Source organism: Phenylobacterium sp. (assembly GCF_031181185.1).
In the GTDB taxonomy this organism is placed as follows: Bacteria; Pseudomonadota; Alphaproteobacteria; order Caulobacterales; family Caulobacteraceae; genus Phenylobacterium.
Window position 1 is genome coordinate 1 of record NZ_JAPSKZ010000270.1, and the last position, 3,213, is coordinate 3,213.

A 3,213-nucleotide genomic window follows, 5' to 3' on the forward strand; every position below is an offset into this window, starting at 1 on the left:
GTTGCCGGGTGCTCCGGATCCAGGGCCGTATAGACCACGTGCGCGGTCATCGCGAGCGGCATGTCGGTGAGCATGCGGAACGGGGCGAAATCATGCCGCTCGAGTTCCTCGCGAGGGGCCTCGACCACGGGGAGCGCCAGGTGACTGTCGGCGCCGGCCCGGCCATGGCCCGGCATGTGCTTGACCACCGGCAGCACGCCGCCGGCCAGGAGACCCTCGGCGGCAGCCCGGCCCAGGATCGCGACTTGGCTCGGCGTCCTGCCGTAGGCCCGGTCCCCGATCACGTCGTGGGCGCCCGGCGATGGCACGTCGAGGACCGGCAGGCAATCGACCGTGATCCCAACGGAGCGGAGGTCGTGGGCGATCAGACGGGCCCCGAGCCGGGTGATTTCGCGCTGGACCAGCGGATCGTTGGCATGGAGACGGCCATAGGTGCTGCCGGACGGGTATTTCGGCCAGTGCGGCGGCCCCAGGCGCTGAACCCGGCCACCCTCCTGATCAATCAGGATCGGGGCGTCCGACCGCCCCACGGTGTCTCTCAAGGAGGCACACAGGGCCCTCACCTGCTCCGGGCTCGCCACGTTGCGTCGGAACAGGATGAAGCCCCAGGGATCGGCCTCCTTGAAGAAGGCGACCTCGTCGGGGGTGAGCTCAGTGCCGGAGCATCCAGCAATAAAGGCGCGGGTTTTCATACCCGCGCCTTACGTCCCCTGCTCGGCAGGGTCAAGGAATCTCAGCCGCCAAGCTGACCCGGTTCCAGCCGCCTCAGTTCTTGGCGACGAAACACTGGCCGCCCTGACCCTGCAGCTTGGAGCAGAGGGAGGAGGCTTCCTCCTTGGACAGGGGGCCGACCCGGACGCGATAGATGGTGCTGCCGTTCACCTCGGCCTTCCGAATGAGGGCCGGCATGCCCGCGAGGTCGGAATACTTGCGCTGGAAGGACGCGAAGGAGGTCTGCGCCGCAGCCTCAGAGTTCGCGAGGCCGAGCTGGACCGAGAATCCGCCGATCGCCGTCGTCTCCGCAGCCGCTGGGGCAACCGGCTGAACCGAAGCGACCTGCTGGGGAGCCGGCGTGCTGGCAGGCGTGGCGGGCGCCGCGACCGGCTTCGGGGTCGGTGCGGGAGTTGCCGGAGCCGCCACAGGAGTGCTGGCTGCAGGCCTGGGCTGTGCCGACGCCACCTGAACGGGGCTGGTGGGCGTCGGACGGGCTGCCGGAGCGGCCTGCGCCTGGGGCGGCAGGGTCATGGCCGCGGGCGCCGCAGGCTGCGCGGCCGGCGGCTCTGATCCCGCCACCGTGCCGTCGGGCCGGATCGTGACGGTGCGGACCTTCTTCGGCTCGCCGAGGTTCAGGCTGGCGGTCTGCTGCGGCTTGACCGCTCCGCCGGGAACGGTGCCGCCGGTCGCGTCGGCCACGGCGCTGCCGTTCAGGCGCACGGCCTGCTGCACGTCGACCGGCTGCTCCTCACGGTTGACGACCTTCGTCGCCCCGTTCTGATTGGCCCGCTCGTAGATCTGCTTGTTCTGGTTCGGGATCTCGACCCCACCCGGGTTCTGCGGCTGCACCTTCGTCGGCTCGCTGCTCGCCTTCACCAGGGGAGGCTCGCCGCCCGTGACCGCCGAGGAACCGGAAGCCAGATAAGCTCCGCCGCCACCCAGCACGACAGCGCCCACGACGGCCGCGACCGCGATCACCCCCTTGCGGGAGCGACCCTTCTCGGCCGGCGCATAGTCCTGGGATTGGTCGTAGTCCTGGTCGCCGTACTGGCCAGCCTGATCGGCGTAGTAGTCCTGGGCATAGGCCTCGTTGCCATAGGCATCCTGATCCTGCGAATTAGCCTGATGGGCGTAAGCAGCCTCAGGGGCACGGCTCTGAGAGTACGAGCCGTGATCGAAGGACGGAACGACATGTGCGGCCTGCGAAGCGCGGGCCGGCGTCTCCCGCGACGTTTGCGGCATGGTGTCGCGGACGGCGAAAAGGTCGTCGATGGAAGAGCTTTGCTGCCGCGGACGGGCGGAACCGTCATTGGCCAAAATGGCTTGAAATGGATCGTCTTGCCCCACGATCCGGGCCAACTCCGCCAGCGGATCGCTCCGCCCGGCCGAGACCTGCTGAGACTGCGGGGTGCCCGCCTGGGCGAGTTGCCGTTCGATCTCGCTGAGGTCGACGGCAAAACGGGGCTTCACTGATTCGCTCATGCGCCGGATCTCCAGTTACGCGACAAGAGCACCTGCTGCTCCGCCGGCACGACGTGACAGAACCCGACGCGGATGCTTCGTAAGCGATTGATTCGCCTCAAGAAACACTATCGCATTTCGTCAGGTGCCGTGACGCCCAGGATTGCGAGACCAGATGCGAGCACACCTTTCAGGGCGTGCACGAGAGCGAGTCTCGCCTGTGTTGAATCTTTATCAGTTAGATTAACAAAGCGTAATTGCGGCAAGTCTTTGCCCTTGTTCCATAAACTATGGAAGCCGCTGGCCAGGTCGTAAAGGTAAAACGCCACCCGGTGAGGCTCATGTGCTTCGGCCGCAGCCTCGATCGTCCTGGGGAACTGGGCGATCCGGTGGATGATGTCCATTTCCGCTTCGTCACTCAGAATCGAAAGGTCGGCCTTCCCAAGCTGTGCCGCCGAGAAGTCGGCACCGGGGAACGCCTCCGCCGCCTGCCGGAACACGGAGGCGCAGCGGGCGTGGGCGTATTGGACGTAGAAGACCGGATTGTCCTTGGACTGCTCGACCACCTTGGCAAGGTCGAAATCCAAGGGAGCGTCGTTCTTGCGGAAGATCATCATGAAGCGGGCCGCGTCCCGGCCGACCTCATCGACCACCTCGCGCAGGGTCACGAAGTCGCCCGAGCGCTTGGACATCTTCACCGGCTCACCGCCGCGCAGGAGCTTGACGAGCTGGCAGAGCTTCACGTCGAGATCGCCCTTGCCCTCCGTGACCGCCTTCACGGCCGCCTGCATGCGCTTGACGTAGCCGCCATGGTCGGCCCCCCACACGTCGATCATGGCGGAGAAGCCGCGCTCGTACTTGGAGCGGTGATAGGCGATGTCCGAGGCGAAATAGGTGTAGGAGCCGTCCGACTTCAGCAGCGGACGATCCACCTCGTCGCCGAAGGCGGTGGCGCGGAACAGGAGCTGCTCCCGGTCCTCCCAATCCTCGTCCTTCTGGCCCTTCGGCGGCGGGAGGCGGCCCATGTAGACCAGATCG

General features: G+C 66.8%; 3 protein-coding genes. All 3 read right to left on the minus strand.

The window, feature by feature from the left end; genetic code table 11:
* The coding region (locus RIF93_RS19610) for a glycoside hydrolase family 3 N-terminal domain-containing protein (protein ID WP_309093129.1) at positions 1–692 on the minus strand (692 nt) is incomplete at its 3' end.
* Positions 693–765: 73 nt separating this feature from the next.
* Positions 766–2,196: an SPOR domain-containing protein gene (locus tag RIF93_RS19615; protein WP_309093130.1), complete on the minus strand. Its 1,431-nt coding sequence runs from the start codon at positions 2,194–2,196 to the stop codon at positions 766–768.
* A 107-nt stretch (positions 2,197–2,303) separates the two neighbouring features.
* Positions 2,304–3,213: arginine--tRNA ligase (locus RIF93_RS19620; protein ID WP_309093131.1), on the minus strand; the 910-nt coding region annotated here is incomplete at its 5' end.

What these genes read in the sequence shown, in the direction of transcription:
- RIF93_RS19615 (WP_309093130.1), bottom strand. Translation starts at nt 2,196, where the DNA reads ATGAGCGAATCAGTGAAGCCCCGTTTTGCCGTCGACCTCAGCGAGATC.